Here is a 16240-nt window from a genome sequence, read left to right as displayed (position 1 = left end):
CGTTGTACTTCTTCGGTGCCGGCATCGCTGGTGTTCCTCCCAGGTTTCGATGTCTCCATCAAACCCGGTGCGGAACAGTTCTTCGCCATCTGGTGGGCGTGGGTGAACTTCACCTGGTTCGCGTCCGCCTACGACACTGACGATACTCCGTACCGGCTGCTCACCTTCGTGCAGATGGCCGGGGTACTGATCCTGGCCGCCGGTGTACAGCGGGCCTTCGACCACCAGGACTGGCGGATGGTGTTCGCCGGCTACCTGGTCATGCGTGTCGCGTTGATCCTGCAATGGCTGCGGGCCGCCAACGACGAGACAGGACCGGCCCGGCGCACCGCACAGCGGTATGCGGCAGGAGTGGGACTCTGCCAGGTCGGCTGGCTCGCCCTCCTGTGGCTGCCGCAGAGCCTGCGGGGGTGGTGGTACCTCGTCATGGCCGCCGCGGAGTTAGCGGTACCGGTGATCGCCGAACGCAGCCGCGCAACCGCCTGGAACCCGCACCACATCGCCGAACGATACGGCCTATTCACCATCATCGTGCTCGGCGAAGCCATCGCGGCCGCTGCCGTGGCCGTACAGTCCGCACTCGGCGAGCACAAGGGACTGCGTGACCTGTTGCTGGTGGCCAGCGGCGGGCTGCTGCTCGTCCTCGCGGCCTGGTGGATCTACTTCGCAGTCCCCATCCACGAAATCCTCGCCACCAAGCGCGTTGCATTCGCCTGGGGCTACGGCCATTACCTCATCTTCGGCTCGGCCGCCGCAGTCGGCGCCGGACTGGAAGTCGCGGCCGAACAGGCCGTCGGCCAGGCCCACCTCTCCACCACCGCCGCCTCGGCCGCCGTCACCATCCCCGCAGCGCTGTTCCTGTTCACAACGTGGCTGCTGCACTCCCGGTACCACAAGCGCGGACTCGCCCAGCAGTCGACCCTGCCCGTCACGGCCGTGCTCATACTGCTGTGCACCCTCGCCGGACACTGGGCCATCCCAGCGGCCGGACTCGTCACCGTCGCCGCCCTCGCCACTGGTGCCACCCTCGCCCGCCGCACCTCCCCTCCGATGGCAACCGACCGATGATCAGTCGGTGCATGTCGATACGATGCGCCTGACGACGGCGTAGCCAGCGGGACCCCGAGACTGCGCACTCGGTGACGGCGGGAACCGTAACGGCCAACCCCTGCGACGCCAAGGAGTATGACCCCCGACAGAGGAGGGGCTCTGACCGGCAAGGATGCGGTCTGGGTTTTTGACGTTAGCCGCAGTTGCCTGGGGCGGCCCACAGCCTGTCAAAGCCATACCGGCAACTCGGGCAGGGAAGATCCGTCGGACGTTGCCACGCCAGGCGGGTTATGGCTGTCCGGACGACTGCGTCCCGTCAGCCATCCGGCAAGGTTCGCTGCCGTTCCGAGAATGACCAGCCCAGGCTCGTTGCGGGCGGTCAATGGACGGTCCACCGGCCGCAGGGCCGGCGTCGGCAGACTGCGCCGTTGCCAGCTTTCGATTACGTCGTTCAGCAGTGCGTCCACCAGCGCATTCGGAAAGTGGTCAAAGCTGCCATGGCCACCGAGATCCACTGCGTGGACCCAGACCTCGCGAGCGCGCAACCAGGGTATGTGTCGCGCTGGGACCTGCCGCCCCTGCGCGGTGCCTACGTTGGCCGACCAGTGGTCATCGTCAAGGAGAAGCAGTGCTTCTAGCAACCACAGTTGTTCGCGCGCCACGAACTCCCGCAGGTCGGGCAGTAGGAGCTGCGCGCCGGACTCGATTTGGGAGTCCCGGGCCGATGTACTCGCATACATCGGGGTGGGCTCGCCGGTGGCCGCCCAATGTGCAAGGTTTCGCAGGGCGCGCGCGTTGTAGCCGACGTGTGCGAGCAGCTGGCGGTTGCTCCACCCCGGCAGTCTGCTCGGCCCGCGCAGCTCGTTGTCGCTCATGCGGGACAGGACGGCGTCGAAGTACTCGCCGCCCTCGATCATCCAGTTCAGAAACCGCTGCTTCTCGGCGAGGTTCTGAGTGGCGTCACTCGACATTGGGTTAGATCTTTCGCCTGACCGGTGTCACCGCCTCACCGACGCCCGTGATGCGGGTGACCAGCGTCTGGCCGTCGAGCAGGTACCGCTGCGGCTCGCGCGCGTGCCCGACCCCCCCGGTTGTTCCGGTGGCGATGACGTCACCCGGGTTCAGCGTCAGGATGGTCGAGATGTAGCTAATCAGCTCAGCCGGCCCGAAAACGAGGTCGGCGATGGAGGACCGCTGAACGACTTCGCCGTCGATTCGGCAACTGATCTCCGCGTCCGGGTCCACCTCGTCAGGGGTGACCAGGTGCGGCCCGAACGGCGTGCTGGCCTCGAACGTTTTGCCCTGTAGCCACTCGACGGTGCGGAACTGCCAGTCCCGCATACTGATGTCGTTGAGCACGGTGTATCCGGCGATCGCCTCCTGCGCGGCGACCAGGTCGGCACGCCGCACCCGCTCTCCGACGACGACGGCTAGCTCTGCCTCCCAGTCCACGGCATCCGACTCCGGTGGCAGGTCGAGGACGTCGTAGGCGCCGAGGAGCGCTTCTGGGTACTTGCTGAACAACGTTGGGTGCTCGGGCAGATGTTGCCCCATTTCGGTGATGTGCGTGCGGTAGTTCAGGCCAACGCAGATCAGCTTGCCAGGGCGTGGCACGACCGGCGCGTAGTCCAGATCCGCGATCGGCCATCGCTGGCCGGTGCCGGCAGTTGCTCGCTCCCGCCAGCCTGCCGTCGCCAGCAGCGCACCCACGTCGGCAGCTCCGCAATCGACCGCGTCGTCGCCCTCGATTCGAACGGCCCGGGTGCCCTCCGCTGTCCGGATAGTGGCAAGTCTCATTTGGTGGATTCCTCCTCATAGCGGTACAGGCCTAGCGCTTCGATGACCGGCGTGTCACTGAACCGGAACAGGTCCAGGGGTCCGCTGGCGTGCAGCTCGTGCGCGACCCAGGACGGGACGACGAACAGATCCCCTTGCTCAACGTCATGGCTGACGCCGTCGGCGATCCAGGTGCCGGTGCCGGAGAACACTTGCCACACGCTGGTTCCGACCTCGCGCCGAAGTGGGATTGCAGCTTCGGGCTGCAGTCGATGGAACTCGGCGCGAATCGTCGGCATCACGTCGCCGCCGGTCGTCGGATTGGTGTAGCGGACCGCGGCGTGCCCGGGGTGCATGACGCCCGGGTACCCGTCGGCGGCGAGTCGCAGTTGGGCAGCGAGCGCCGCATCCGTGTGCTCCCAGCGGTATGCGGTGAGCGGCGAGTTCCGGCGCTGCCCGGCCAGCGCGATCGGTGCTAGTCCGGGGTATGCCCACAGCTCCTCCGCCCGGGACCGTGTGGGCGTCGACGAATCCCGCACCTGCTCGGGACCGAATTCGAAGAAGGACGTGTCCAGCGCACTGGCCAGTGGGATGTCCAGACCGTCGAGCCAGGCCATCGGCTCCGTCGCGATGTTCTGATGCCCGTGGAAGCACCAGCCTGGAGTTAATAGGAGGTCGCCGCGTCGCATGGCGACCGGGTCGCCATCCACGACCGTCCAGACCCCGGCGCCCTCGACGACGAACCGGAACGCGTTTTGGGTGTGCCGGTGTTCAGGGGCAGATTCGCCGGGAGCGAGGTACTGGATCGCGGCCCACAGCGTGGGTGTCGAATAGTGCCTGCCGCCGAGGCCGGCGTTAGCCAGGGCCAAGGCGCGGCGCTCGCCGCCACGACCGACTGGAACCAGCTCGCCCGCGCGCTCGGCGATCGCACGCAGCCGACGCCAACGCCATACCTGCGGCTGGGCCGGCGACGTCGGCTGGGTGGGCATCAGCTCGGCGACCTGCGTCCACAGGGGAATGAGGTGTTCGGCGGCGACGTCGCGATACAGCTGGTCGAGTCCGGTCACCGCCTGGCCGATATCCTCGCCCAAACGCCCGTTCTGAGATGTCACATCGATCTCCTATTGCTGGGCTGTCTCTGGGAGTTTGCGCACGAGGTAGTTCCACACGGCCGAAATTGCTCGGTCGTGGTAGATGTGCTCCCGTTTCATGAGCGCCTCGCTCGGGTCACTCCAGATCGGGGCGTCCGAGAGCGCAGACGTCAGCAGCTGTTGCCGGCATGCCTGCTCGAGGACGATGGCGGCTACCGTTGCCTCGTGCAGGCTCGGCCCGACCGTAACGAGGCCGTGGTTGACCAGAAAGATCGCCGATGCGTCGCCTAGCGCCGCGGCCACCTGCCGGCCACGCTGCGGCGTAAGGATCAGGTCAGTGGTCTGAGAAAAGTGAGGGACACCGGCTGGCGCAAAGAAGGTTGCGGCGTGGCTCACTGGCAGGAGTTTGCGCCCGCTTGCCGCTAAGGCCAAGGCGTACGGACTGTGCGTGTGGACAACGCCGCCGACATCGGGTCGAGCGGCGTAGATCTCCGTGTGAATCGGGTACTCGCTGTGCCGCACTCCCTCGCCGCAGACGACCTCGCCGGAGGGTGACACCAGATGCACACGGTCTGGCGTGACCTCCTCCATGCCCCACTCCGCCGACTTGAGCCACGCGCCGCGCCCGAGGGCGTCACGGCAGGACGCGTGACCCCAGACCAGGTCGCCGTGTCCGGCTGCGGCGAGGATGCGGGAGGCCAGCGAAACGGTCTCGCGCCATACCCGGCCTGCGATCATGATGTAGCTCCCGATTTGACGTTGCTCCCCGGCATCGAACGTCGGACCGACCTGCCGATTGCAAGACCATTCCCTAGGGACATGCCGCGGTCTATTGCTGGTACCGATGGGCGGTACCAACGACGAAATACGCGCTCGTCACGCATGAAACAGTTCCGGCCGGCGGCACCTTTCGTTGCCAGCACCTCGCCTGGGTTGCAGCCTGGTGATCGGCGAGCGGTGCCTTCCTGCCGATCGGGAGTTGGCTGGGACTGTGACCTTCAGCGAGCCCGGGGGATGCCGCGGTGTGCGAGGGGACCTGCGACGGCGGCTCGACTGCCGTCGTGGCCGGTCTTCGCCACATTGAGAACGAACGCGTCCCGGGTGATCAGCTGAGCCGGCGAAGATCCGGCAGTGCTCGCCGCGTCCAGTCGATGCTCAGCGACGCTCGCCGGGCGACCGCGCGAAGCTCACGGACATGCCGAGTGAAGTCTTGCGGCGCGTCCTCCCGCTCCACCGACATCGCAGCAATCACGTGTCCGAGCGGGCCGAGCACCGGAGCGGCGATGCCGAAGTGATTGACCCGATACTCCTCTGCTTCAGCGGCGTAGCCCTGCGAGCGAACGCGGCTGAGCTCGATGCGCAGCCGGGCCGGGTCAACGACCGTCCGGGTGGTGTAGCGCGGCAGGCCGGTGGCCAGGATGCGATCGACCAGCGCAGGGTCGGAGAACGCGAGAATCGCTTTCCCAATTGCCGTGCAGTGCGCCGGGATCCGCTGCCCGTCGCGCAGCGGGTTGTCGGCGAGCGGGTTGGTGGTGGCTTCGAGTAGATACAGCACCTCGTCACCGTCGAGCATGCCGAGTCCGACGGTGCCCTGTGTCTCCTCGCGGAGGACGCGCAGGAACGGCTTGATTTGCCGACGGATGACGCGGACCCGCGGAACCAATTCGCCAAGCTCGAACAGCTTCGGCCCCAGCTGGTACCGGCGGTCGACGTGCTCGAGCACGCGACGGCGTACCAGGGCCTGCCCGAGCCGGTATACGGTGGTCTTGGGCATTCCGGTGCGGACGACCAGCTCGCCGAGGGAGAGGCTGGCGTGCTGCTCGTCGAACGCATCCAGCAGAAGGAACAGCCGGTCGAGGAACGAGTCTGAAGTTTCCGCGTCGCGGCCGGTCAGTTCCTCGCCCTCGGTCTGATGCGCCGCGCCGCGGCCGTCGGGAAGAGGCGCGGCCACCCGCATCACGCTACTCGGCCGCGTCATTGTCGGCCAGCGATGCGAAAAAGGCCAGGATGCGTTCGTTGACCGCTTCGGGCCGGTCGTTCTGGCACTGGTGCCCAGTATCCGGTAGCTCCTCGAAGACCGCGTTCGGGAGCAGTGCCGCCAGTTCGCGTCCTTGCGAAATCGGGGCGAACTTGTCGTCCGCGCCCCAGAGGAGGTATTGCGGGAAGGTCGCCGCGTCCAGCCGGCCGCGCAGGCTGAAGCGCTGCCAGAGGTTCGGGTCGCCGGCCAGCCGCCGCTGATACTCAGCCATCGCGCGCCACGCGGCCATCGCGTCGGGCTGCGCGGCGATCGCGATGCGCTTCTTGACCAGCTCATCGCTCGGCGGCGTGTGCAGCAGACCCTGGAGGAACGCTCGTAGCGGCGCTTCGGTGCCGTCGAACGCCCTGAGTGCCTGACGGGCCGAGAGGTGGTCAGGGTTGGGCAGACCCATCGCGTAGGCTACCGTGCCGGAAGAGACGGTGAATAGCCCGGTGATCCGATCGGGGTTGTCCAGGGCGAACTTGGTCGCGACGTAAGCGCCAGCCGAGTTTCCAACGAGGCCGACAGGTTCATCGCACAACGTGTCGACGAACGCAGCCAGCTGCCGGGCGTGTGCCTCGTGAGAGTAGTCGGCCCCGGGCGGCCGGTCTGACCAGCCATAGCCGTATAGATCGAGTGCGAGGACCCGGTGCGAAGCCGCGAGCGCGGGCATCGTAGCTGGCCATGAATATTCGGCCGCGGCGCCAGGACCGCCGCCGTGCACCAGCACCAGGGGGGCGCCGTCACCAGCTTCCAGGTAATGGGTACGGCGCCCGTCCGGCAGTCGCACATAGCGGGACGCCCACGGTGCGCTCACAATGTTTGCCACTTCGCGCGAGTGCTCGTCGGCTCGCACACTCCGCTCTTCGCTTTTCTGCGATGGTCGTGTGCTCATGACAGCGTCCACCGACCGACGGCCATGCCAAGCACGGCGCGGAAGAACGGCTGATATTCAAGGAAGTCCGGTCGCACGCCGTCGCCAACTGCCCCGGCCAGCACGATCGTCTGCCGCAACTCGACCTGCCCGTTGGCGAGCAGGTCGGCGGAAGTGAGCTCCGCGAGCCGCGAGCCGTTGCCCTGCCGAAGATCGGCAACGACCTGCTCGTCGAACTCGATGCTGATCGAGCCGAGGGTGTGCGGTCCCTCGTAGTGCTTCCACGGGTAGCCGGCGGTGAAATGGGAGAAGCCGCCGGAGGAGTACAGCACCACGTTGCGGTTGGGGGCGTAGTTCTCGATCGCCTGACGCAGCACCTCGCCTACCCGATAACAGCGGCTGGGGTGCGGCCCGGGGTGGTGGATCGAATTCAGGAAGACCAACACGACAGGGATCTCGCCATCTGGGTCGAGGAACTCGAGCGGCTCGCAGTGCGCGTGATCGCGCAGCCGGCCATCGGCGAACGCCTCAACCCAGGCCATGTCGATGTCGGCGTCGACGCAGCGCTGCAGGATGCTGCGAGCCAGCTGCACGTCCGAGCGGTAGGTCACCTCGCGGTCGCCACTGCGCACCGCGAACTGCGCGCCGGTGTAGATGGCGAACTGCGGCCGCAGTGGATCGGTGAAGTTCTCGTCCTGGTCGTCGCCGACGAGGACGATGACGTCCGGGCGATCGGTGCGCACCGTTTCGCGCAGCATCTCAAAGGCGCGGCTGATCGCTTCATGCCGTTCCTGGTTGGCTTCGAGCGTCTCGGCCAGAGCTTCGGGGCGCTCCGCCGGGGCCGGGACGCCGTTGAGCTTTTCGTAATTGCTCCGGGTCACCTCACGGCGCCGATCCCACTGTTCTGGCGACAGAAATGCGTATGCGTGCGAGGACACCATGGCGTGTCGAAGATTGGGCATCGTGCTCACTTTCGTATTTTCGGGCTGGTCGCGGTTCTCGTCAGCCAAGGGCGAAGGCCAGTAAGCCGCCGAGCACCGCGGTGTTCTTGAGGAACTGGGTGACCTCGCGGCTGCGGTCGGGGCCTGATTCGCGCCAGAAGGCGTGCCCACCGATCGTGGTCAAGCCAAGCAGCACCATCAGGCCGATCGCCGTCCATCGGGCGTGGTATCCGGTAACGAAGATCATGGCGAGGACGACCATGCCGATGCCGTTCGCGCGCACCGCGATCAGCGGCGGGTGCCCGAACCACTCGGCCTTGCGGCGACGCGGCTCCGGATCCATTGCGGTAGCGGCGCCACTTACGACGAACAGCAGGGCGATGAGCACCCTCGCGATCACGTAGCCCATGGTTAGCCCTCGGCCACGATCTCGTCGCGGATGCTCTCCTCAGCACGCCGCCGTTCGGCGATCGCAGCCACGTAGGCCCGTGGGTCCTCGTCCGCGGCGACGATCTCGGCGACGACATTGAGGTCCGAGAAACCGCTGTCCTCCGCGCGGCGCACCACGCCGGGGGCATCCTCGCCGCTCTGAATCTTTTTGATCGCGTTCAGCATAGATCGGCGCAGGGCGATGACCGAGCGGTCGCTGTAGCCGAGGTTCTCGGTCCGCCTGTCCTGAATGGCGCCGGCCGATTCGCAAATCACCGCGTCGTGGATTTCGAAGCCGAGGCCGAGGCCGTTGGTCGGGATCATCGAGGCCATCTGCGGACGGTTCTGCAGGTGGTGGTTGGCCCGGGTGCGCTTCATGCGGTAACTCGGCAGCATCTCGTCGACCCCGAGCAGTGCCTTGGCGAGTCCGGCCTTGTTCAAGGGTCCGGTGCGGCGGAAGACCAGTACGAATTTCCAGTGCGTCTCGTCGTCGATTGGGACGTGCCAGTGCACCTGGTGCCCGCCGATGCCCTGCACCGCGCCGGGGAAGATGGCGGCGTTGGGCAGCAGGAACGACTGAACCTTGAGGTATTTGCCCTCCGGGGCATTCCGCGTCGTATATTCGGTGAATCCGTATTCGGTGTAGTCGAGATCGATCGTTGGCGCCTTATCCTCAGCGACGAGCTCGTTCGGATTACTCGAGCCGCCGGGTGCGCTTCGCTCCAGCTCGGCGTGGCTGTTCGCCTCCTCTGGGTAGAACACGTGCAGGAAGCCCAGGTGCGACTGGTCGAGGTTGCCCTCGTTGGCCTGCAGGTAGTTGCAGTCGTGGAAGACCTTGGTGACGTAGGTGTGCTCCGCATCGTGGCGGAGGAATTCGTAGTCGGGAAACAGCGGCGGTTCACCGTCGCCGAGGAAGGCGAAGATGATTCCAGCCCTTTCGACGACAGGCGGCGCCGTCAGCTTGATCCGCTCCGCGAAGCCCTTCCCAGCGGGCTCGGCCGGCTGCTCCGTGCACTGACCGGTCACGTCGTACTTCCAGCCGTGGTACAGGCAGCGCAGGCCGTCCGGCTCGCAAACGCCGTAGCTGAGGTCGGCGCCGCGGTGTGCGCAGTACCGGCCCATCAACCCGACCTGCCCAGTTGCGTCGCGGAACAGGACGTAGTCCTCGCCGAGAATCGTCAGCGGGACTGGTGCCGCGCCGGGCACCACCTCCTCGGACAACGCGACCGGCTGCCAGTACCGCCGCATCAACTCTCCGCAGGGGTCGTTCGGGCCGGTACGGATAAGCAGTTCCATGACCTCGTCGGTGAACATGTGATGCCTCCCTAGCTTCCGCTGTTGGTATGGGACGGGAGCACCTCGGCCAGCACGCCGACCGTGCCGAGTTCTAGTTGCGTGCCGTACAGCGGTTCGTCGCCGCGGCGGCTCACCTCGACCTCCAGCAGGCGGCCGCAGCCTGGGCAGGCGTACATGCGGGCCTGCAGGTCGTGATGTAGCCGGATGGCCGCCCCCAGCGCATCCTGCTCGACGGCCGCGACACCGGCGTAGTCCTTCCAGTTCTCGTCGCTAGGCGCGAGCACACGGTCGCAGGCGCAAGTCACGAATGCGGCGGCGATTTCGCCGGTGAGCCGCAGCGTGTCGCCGAGCAGCGCCAGGGTCGGCCTGACGGTCGCCTCGACAGCGTCGCCAGGCAATGCCCTCGCCGCGGGCCACGCCTTGCGGGCTGCGCGGATCTCGGTGCGCCGCGCCTCCGTCGCCGACTCGTCCAGCGCCCGGCCGGCGAGCACGACGCCGTAGATCTGCTGCGCGGTCTGCATGGAGATCACCGACTTGGCGACGTCGTCGACGACGTCCTGCGGGTTGCGCTCCAAGGGATCGCCCCAGCCGCCGCCGGCCTGCGGGTACCAGAAGAAGACGTCCCCGGCCTGCAGCATGAAGTTCGGCGTCTTCGCCGCGGTCAGCTCGACGGTGCCGGACAGTTCGCTCATCTCGAGCGGGACACGGCCGCGTTCGACGTGCTGCCAGAAGTCGCTGTCCCGCACCACGACGCGGGCGTTGCACCGGGCCGGGTAGCCGCCGAATATCCCGGCGGCGGTCGGGGACTCGAAGCCGTGGCCACCGACTGCTGCCCGCAGCCAGTGCGCGTGGTGCAGGGTCATCGCAGCCGACGCGCTCTGCCCACCCTGCCGCCGCCCAGGCCCTCCGGAGTCGGGGATCAGCCTCCGATACAGCCACAGCAACGGCATGATCATCTCTTGCGCTTCAACGTTGGGCACTTGGCAATTGCTGATGCAGCGATGCCCCTGCGGGCTGAGACCGTCGCGGTGGCCGTAGGCGCCGCCGCCGGTCTGCATCGCGTCCAAGGCAATCCAGCCCGAGTAGTCGCCGTATTGGTCGATGCCCGAGGGGCAGAACAAGTCGGTACCGCCGGCTGGCGCGGCCTGTGCTTCGGCGATGTAGTCCGGGTGGGTGGCCAGCATCTTCGAGATCGCCTCGGTGGTGGTGATCTCGGCCATCCACGTGCCGCCCAACGGACCCTGACTGCAGGCGGCTGGGGGCAGGCAGGTCAGTAGCGTGCGGTCCGGACAGACGATTTCGATTGGCCGAAGCGCGCCGGAGTTCCAGGGAATGTCGTAGGCCAGAAGCGGCAGGGCGCCGGCATACACGCCTGCCAGCAGGCCCGTGCGGGTGCAGTTGACGAAGCCGCCGGCTTCCGGGTCGGTGCCGGTGAAGTCGAAGCGCAGGCTGTCGCCGGTCTTGGTGACCTCCAGGTTCACCCGGTGCAGCGTGTTGTTGTGCCCGTCGTGGTCGAGGTAAGAGCGGGCCCGGAACGCGCCGTCCGGCAGCTCGCGCAGCCTGGCCCGGATGCGGCGCTCGGACAGGTCGAGCAGCTCGTCCATCACCGAGAGAACGGTGTTCACGCCGTAGCGGGCGATCAGCTTGCCGAGTTCGGTGGCCCCGACCCGATTCGCCGCGAGCAGTCCCCGCAGGTTCAAGTTCAACGCGGCTGGCAGCCGGCTCATCCCAGTGATCATCGCCCAGACATCGGTGCGGACGCGGCCACCGTCTACCAGCTTGACCGGCGGGATCTGCAGGCCTTCCTGGTAGATGTCGCGGGCTTGCGGCATGAACCCGCCGTGTTCCATGCCGCCGATGTCGAGCTGGTGGCTGCAGGCGCCGGCCCACGCGATGAGCTCGCCGTTATGGAAGATCGGCTGCAGGATCCCCACGTCGGGGGCGTGCAGCGCACCCTTGTGCGGGCTGTTCAGCACGAAGCTGTCACCCTCGTTGATGCCTGGATCGACCGAGCAGTCAGCGAGGACGTGCTTGACCATCTCCGACATCGACGACGCGTGGTAGATCACCGTTCGTCCCATCGCCACCAGCTGGCCGTCGGCGCGGTAGAGCCCGACGTTGTAGTCGTCGGCCTCACTCACGATCGGCGAGCCGGAGACGGCCTTGAGGGCGACCGCCTGTTCGGTGTTGATCGACTCCAGCCGGTGGCGGACCACTTCAAAGGTAATCGGGTCGACGTCCACTCGGGTCTTCAGTTCGGCGCTGGTTGTGGTCATGGCACTACATCCGATCCTGGGTGGGGAGCGAGTCCGCCGCGCTCGGGATGGTGATCGACAGGTCACCGGACTCATGCATCTCGAACGTTTGACCCGGGCCGACGACGGCGGTCGTGCCGGGGTACTCGATGATCGCCGGGCCCTCGATCCGCTCGCTGAGCGGCACCTGCCCGGCGAGGTAGATCGGAGTCTTGATGGCGGCCCCGGCTTCGAAGAAGAACACCTCGCGGCTAGCCAGCTGATCGCGCGTCTCCCACTTCGGGCGCCGCCACTGCACTGGCGAGGTACGGACCACGCCATCCACCCGCAGCGTGGTGAGTTCCACGCCGGATTCCTTCAGCGCGGTGCCCTCGCCGTACACGTCCTGGTACTGCCGCTGGAAGCGCTCGACGAGCGCGTCGAGGTCGGCGGCGGTGATCTCCCGCAGGTCGACCGGCACGTAGAGTTCGTGCACCTGGAGGCGGAACCGCATGCCCACGTACCGGGTCAGCTCGGCGTCCTCGTCGCCGAGCGCATCGAGCATTCGCCGCTGCAACTGCTGGTAGCTCTCCTCCAGCTCGACCGGGTCGACGTGGTCGGCGAGGCGGATGAAGTTGGCCGGGGTGTGCCGGCCGAATGCGACCGAGAACGTCCGCCGACGGTCCGCCAGCGCGCAGCCAAGCGCCGAGTGGGCGGTCGCGGTGCTGGGCACCACGACGTGGCCGATACCGGCCGCGGCCGCGAACCGGTAGGCGTGGCTGGGCCCAGCACCGCCGAATGCGAAGAGCGTGAACTCCCGCGGGTCCAGCCCGGAACGCAGCGTGATGCTGCGCAGCACGTCAGCCATCTGATTGTCGGCGACCTCACGGATGCCGGCCGCCGCCTCCACCACACTCAGCCCGAGCGGTCCAGCGACGTGCTCGGCGATAGCCCGCTCCGCGAGATCGACCCGTAGCTTCATCCGGCCGCCCAGGAAGTAGTTCGGGTCGACGATGCCGAGCACCACATCGGCATCAGTGACCGTCGGCCGGGTGCCGCCGCGGGCGTAGCAGGCCGGCCCGGGTTGGGCACCAGCGCTCTCCGGACCGACGGACAGGTGGGCGTCGTGCACCGCGGCGATCGAGCCACCGCCGGAGCCGATGGCGTCCACCCGGATGCTGGTCAGTGCGACGTGATAGCGGCCCACGGAGCGGCTCGCCTCCACCACCGGCTCACCGTCGAGGACCATGCCGACGTCGAAGCTGGTGCCTCCCATGTCCGTGGTCACGACCTTGTCGAGGCCCATCCGCCTCGCCAGCTTCGCCGAGGCGAGAACGCCACCTGCCGGGCCGGAAGTCAGCAGGCCAGCGGAGCGATCAGCCGCCTCGGCAGCTGTGAGGACACCGCCGGCCGAGTCCATGATCGAGACGCTCTGCCGCAGGCCGTTGCCCTGGATCACTTGATCAAGGCGCGAGACGTAGTCATTGATGACTGGGCCGAGGTAGGCGTTGATCGCGGTGGTCGAGGTGCGCTCGTACTCGCCGAGGATCGGTATCAGGTCCGACGACAGCGTGACGTAGGCGCCGGGCGCCTCCTCCGCGATGAGCTCACCTAACCGCCGCTCATGGGCGTCGTTGCGGAACGACCAGAGCAGGCTCACCGCAAAGGCCGCGACGCCACCCTTGTATAGCCGGCGGATGGTGGCCCGGGCGGCCTCCTCGTCAAGAGGGACGACGACCGAACCCGTGTAGTCGACGCGCTCGTCGATCTCGCCCACGTGGTCGACATCGACGATCGGCTCGGGCAAAGACCGGCGTGAGTAGTGCGACGCCTCGCTCATGGACAAGCCCGTCCAGCTCGCCATGGACCGCTGCAGCCGCAGTATGTCGGCGAATCCGCGAGTGGTCAGCAGCGCCGTTCGCGCTCCGCGGCGCTCGAGAAAGGCATTGGTCGCGGCGGTCGTGCCGTGCGCGAAATAGCTGATGCCGGCCATGAACGTCGTGACATCGACCCCGGCCTCGGCTGCGGCGACCCGCAACGCGTCGACCACGCCCGTCGTGCGATCGTCCGGCGTCGTCGGCGCCTTCTGCACCTCGAGCGACCCGTCCGACCCAATAAGCACGACGTCGGTGAACGTCCCGCCGACGTCGGTTCCCGCGCGAAATTGCATACCTTCTCTCCACGAACAGTCGTCTCGAGCCACGGGCTCGCACCGTCGCTGGTTCCGCTGCCCGCCAGGCTCTCTATCCATTGCGTCGGTCAGCGGTTAACGGGTACGAAACACTATGGGCGCGGGCCGGGTTCCAACCCAATCAAAGTTCCGTCGCACGGAACCATCTGGGACATCGCAGTGCAGCACCTGCTTAAGAAGTTCCGCTGAGTGGAACCATCAAGTGCGAACTGCCGAAGGTCTCCAGGTCCACCTACTACCAGCCCGCCCTCGGCAACCCCCTCTGCCCGAGCCCGCACCGACGCCGTGTTGACCAAACGCATTTCGCCATGCATGAGGCATCGCGGGGCACCTACGGGCGCCTACGGGCCGCCGCGGGTGCACGCCGAACTCGCCGCGTCCGGCCACCTGCACGGCCGCAAACGCATCGCCAGGCTGATCGTTAGCCCGATCGTGGCGAACTGCGGACTTCTGGCCCACGCCGAGGGCGCTGTCGTTACCTTTGGCCTGAATTGTGGCGGGAGGTGGGTGGTGGAGTCGTATGTCGATACGGCCAGCATGGCCGCGACGGTCGACGCCGCGGTGGTGCGTGGCCCGGGCGACGTGACGGTCAGGCTGTCCGTGAATGGCATTCCGCGCGCCGTCGTGATCGAGCCACGGGTGAGTTTGCTGGACGCCCTTCGGGACCGGCTCGGGTTGACCGGCACGAAGAAGGGTTGCAATCAGGGCTCCTGTGGCGCCTGCACGGTCTGGGTTGACGGGCGGCGGGTGCTGTCGTGCCTGACGCTGGCGATCAGCTGCGAGGGCCGGGACGTCACGACGATCGAGGCGCTCGCGGTTAACGGGACCGTGCATCCTATGCAGGCGGCGTTCGTTGAACGTGACGCCTTTCAGTGTGGGTACTGCACCCCGGGGCAGATCATGTCGGCGGTGGCGTTGCTGCGCGAGGGTCATGGGGGCGATGACGCGCAGATCGCCGAGTGGATGAGTGGGAACCTGTGTCGCTGCGCGGCGTATCCACACATACGGGCCGCGGTGCGGCAAGTGAGGAATGCGCTGCAGGCAGGAAGTTCGGATGCGGCCCGTTAGCTACTCGCGGGTCGCCGATGTGGCCACCGCGGTCGGCGCGGTCACCACGGACCCGGACAGCAAGTTCCTGGCCGGAGGGACGAACCAGGTCGACCTGTTGCGGATCTATGTAGAGCAGCCGGCGCGGCTGGTGGACATCAACGATCTGCCGCTGACGGAGATCGTGGAGTTGCCGGGGGGTGCCCTTCGCATCGGTGCCCTCGCCCGGATGAGTGATGTCGCGGAAGCGCCACCGGTCATGCGTCTGTTCCCCATGCTGTCCCAGGCGTTGCTCCTCGGCGCGTCGCCGCAGCTGCGGAACATGGCCTCGATGGCCGGCAACCTGATGCAACGGACCCGTTGCAGCTACTTCCGCGACATCTCGACGGCTTGCAACAAGCGGCTGCCTGGCAGCGGGTGCAGCGCGATGCGTGGTGTCAACCGTGGTCACGCCGTCCTCGGCACCAGTGATTACTGCATCGCTACGCACCCCTCGGACGCGGCCGTCGCACTGGTCGCGCTCGACGCCGTGGTACAGACCGAGACCCTTCAGGGGCGTCGCGATATCCCCATCGACGACTTCTTCCTGCTCCCTGGAGACACCCCCGAGCGGGAGCACCCGATCGGGCACGGCGAGTTGATCGTGGCGATCGAGGTGCCACCCGTCCCAGTGGCCAGCCGGTCGTTGTACCTGAAGGTGCGGGACCGGGAGTCGTACGAGTTCGCCCTGGCGTCGGTGGCCGTCGCGGCCTCGGTTGACGCCGGGACGGTCACCGAGGTTCGGCTGGCCCTCGGCGGCGTCGCCACCAAGCCGTGGCGGGCCCGCCGGGCTGAGCAGATCCTGGCTGGCGCGCCGGCGACGGTCGAAACCTTCACCGCTGCTGCCCAGGAAGAGATGCGGCCGGCAATCTCCCACGGAATGAACAAGTTCAAGATCGAGCTCGCCCGCCGCACCATCGTCCGCGCATTGCAAACGATTACGAACGTTGGAGGTTCGGCATGAGTGCGGCGATCGGCGCCGCCATGGACCGGGTCGACGGACGCGCCAAGGTACGCGGCGAGGCTCGGTACTCCGCAGAGATCGCGATGCCGGGACTGGCGCACGCGGTCCTGGTCGGCGCCTGGGTGCCAAGCGGCCGGATCACACGGATCGACGCCAGCGAGGCTGAGCGGGCCGACGGCGTGCTCGCCGTGCTGAGCCATCTCAACCTGCCTAGTACGGCAGCCGCCATTGGCGGTCTGACCTCGCGGGATGCGGTGGGGGCGTGCGAAGTGGACGCAGCCGCCTGTCGAT

The 16240-nt window shown here is 67.3% G+C and carries 14 protein-coding genes and 1 pseudogene; 4 read left to right on the top strand and 11 right to left on the bottom strand.

Annotation, left to right across the window (positions count from 1 at the left end; genetic code table 11):
• Window positions 1–1068 (top strand): low temperature requirement protein A (locus ACVCAH_RS35395; protein ID WP_447140573.1); only part of this gene is annotated, 1068 nt, incomplete at its 5' end.
• Window positions 1069–1277: 209 nt separating this feature from the next.
• Here the strand turns inward: ACVCAH_RS35395 and ACVCAH_RS35390 are convergent.
• The 11 genes from ACVCAH_RS35390 to ACVCAH_RS35340 form a co-directional block, all read right to left on the bottom strand.
• Window positions 1278–2021, bottom strand: coding sequence for a maleylpyruvate isomerase N-terminal domain-containing protein (locus ACVCAH_RS35390; RefSeq protein WP_447140572.1), 744 nt, complete (start codon window positions 2019–2021; stop codon window positions 1278–1280).
• A gap of 4 nt (window positions 2022–2025) precedes the next feature.
• On the bottom strand, window positions 2026–2760 hold the full coding sequence (locus ACVCAH_RS35385; protein ID WP_447140571.1) for a fumarylacetoacetate hydrolase family protein: 735 nt from the start codon (window positions 2758–2760) through the stop codon (window positions 2026–2028).
• 83 nt (window positions 2761–2843) lie between these two features.
• On the bottom strand, window positions 2844–3938 hold the full coding sequence (locus ACVCAH_RS35380; RefSeq protein ID WP_447140570.1) for a cupin domain-containing protein: 1095 nt from the start codon (window positions 3936–3938) through the stop codon (window positions 2844–2846).
• A gap of 9 nt (window positions 3939–3947) precedes the next feature.
• Window positions 3948–4655: a class II aldolase/adducin family protein gene (locus ACVCAH_RS35375; RefSeq protein ID WP_447140569.1), complete on the bottom strand. Its 708-nt coding sequence runs from the start codon at window positions 4653–4655 to the stop codon at window positions 3948–3950.
• Between the two features lie 367 nt (window positions 4656–5022).
• Window positions 5023–5868 carry an IclR family transcriptional regulator gene (locus ACVCAH_RS35370; RefSeq protein WP_447140568.1) on the bottom strand — a complete coding sequence of 282 codons (846 nt, stop codon included), beginning with the start codon at window positions 5866–5868 and terminating at the stop codon, window positions 5023–5025.
• Window positions 5869–5878: 10 nt separating this feature from the next.
• Complete coding sequence (locus ACVCAH_RS35365; protein ID WP_447140567.1) at window positions 5879–6829, bottom strand: alpha/beta fold hydrolase; 951 nt, start codon at window positions 6827–6829, stop codon at window positions 5879–5881.
• On the bottom strand, window positions 6826–7818 hold the full coding sequence (locus tag ACVCAH_RS35360; RefSeq protein ID WP_447140566.1) for a DODA-type extradiol aromatic ring-opening family dioxygenase: 993 nt from the start codon (window positions 7816–7818) through the stop codon (window positions 6826–6828). The genes ACVCAH_RS35365 and ACVCAH_RS35360 overlap by 4 nt, the downstream gene beginning before the upstream one ends.
• Window positions 7811–8158: a DoxX family membrane protein gene (locus ACVCAH_RS35355; protein ID WP_447140565.1), complete on the bottom strand. Its 348-nt coding sequence runs from the start codon at window positions 8156–8158 to the stop codon at window positions 7811–7813. Before ACVCAH_RS35355 ends, ACVCAH_RS35360 begins: the two co-directional genes overlap by 8 nt.
• Before the next feature lie 2 nt (window positions 8159–8160).
• Entirely contained in the window at window positions 8161–9492 is a 1332-nt protein-coding gene (locus ACVCAH_RS35350) for a Rieske 2Fe-2S domain-containing protein (protein ID WP_447140564.1), read from the bottom strand.
• An 11-nt stretch (window positions 9493–9503) separates the two neighbouring features.
• Window positions 9504–11750 carry a hydantoinase B/oxoprolinase family protein gene (locus tag ACVCAH_RS35345; RefSeq protein WP_447140563.1) on the bottom strand — a complete coding sequence of 749 codons (2247 nt, stop codon included), beginning with the start codon at window positions 11748–11750 and terminating at the stop codon, window positions 9504–9506.
• A 4-nt stretch (window positions 11751–11754) separates the two neighbouring features.
• On the bottom strand, window positions 11755–13911 hold the full coding sequence (locus ACVCAH_RS35340; RefSeq protein ID WP_447140562.1) for a hydantoinase/oxoprolinase family protein: 2157 nt from the start codon (window positions 13909–13911) through the stop codon (window positions 11755–11757).
• Between the two features lie 525 nt (window positions 13912–14436).
• On the opposite strand from ACVCAH_RS35340, the gene ACVCAH_RS35335 reads away from it, so the two are divergent.
• The 3 genes and pseudogenes from ACVCAH_RS35335 to ACVCAH_RS35325 all read left to right on the top strand — a co-directional run.
• Window positions 14437–14967: a (2Fe-2S)-binding protein gene (locus ACVCAH_RS35335; RefSeq protein WP_447140574.1), complete on the top strand. Its 531-nt coding sequence runs from the start codon at window positions 14437–14439 to the stop codon at window positions 14965–14967.
• 19 nt (window positions 14968–14986) lie between these two features.
• A complete protein-coding gene (locus ACVCAH_RS35330; RefSeq protein WP_447140561.1) occupies window positions 14987–15949 on the top strand; it encodes an FAD binding domain-containing protein in 963 nt (320 codons plus the stop codon).
• Window positions 15946–16240, top strand: a pseudogene (locus ACVCAH_RS35325) (hypothetical protein); the annotation flags it as partial. The gene ACVCAH_RS35330 and the pseudogene ACVCAH_RS35325, both read left to right, overlap by 4 nt.

The sequence above is a fragment of the Micromonospora sp. LZ34 genome, from assembly GCF_052981855.1.
The sequence above is the reverse complement of the archived record's forward strand: the minus strand, read 5'-3'. Positions and strand labels throughout refer to the sequence as shown.